The organism is Neobacillus drentensis (genome assembly GCF_036962765.1).
Lineage (GTDB): Bacteria > Bacillota > Bacilli > Bacillales > Cytobacillaceae > Neobacillus > Neobacillus drentensis_C.
The window spans coordinates 1-328 of sequence record NZ_JBALOS010000003.1 but is presented as its reverse complement, the minus strand read 5'-3'; the positions used below and the strand labels follow the sequence as shown (position 1 = coordinate 328).

General features: G+C 36.6%; 1 protein-coding gene. It reads left to right on the top strand.

What is annotated here, in order from left to right; genetic code table 11:
* Positions 1 to 328, top strand: a 328-nt coding sequence (locus V7137_RS01300) for a histidine kinase dimerization/phospho-acceptor domain-containing protein (RefSeq protein ID WP_335696438.1), incomplete at both ends; no start/stop codon positions are given.

The window sequence follows — 328 nt, the reverse complement described above, 5'->3', positions numbered from 1 at the left end:
GAAAGAAGACACTTGAACTATTGTTAAACTCCGAGAAATTAAATGTTGCAGGACAAATGGCAGCTGGGATTGCCCATGAAGTTCGTAATCCGCTCACGGCGATTAAAGGGTTTCTTCAACTGATCGAAACACAAGTGAATGATCATAAAACTTATTTTGATATTATCCAATCTGAAATCAATCGGATTGATCTCATCCTCAGCGAATTATTGGTATTAGCAAAACCTCAGGATTTAAAATTTGAACCTGTCCTTCTCCGAAATATAATCGAAGATGTGAAGACGCTGATTGATACCCAGGCCATTATGAAAAATGTTCACATTAAATT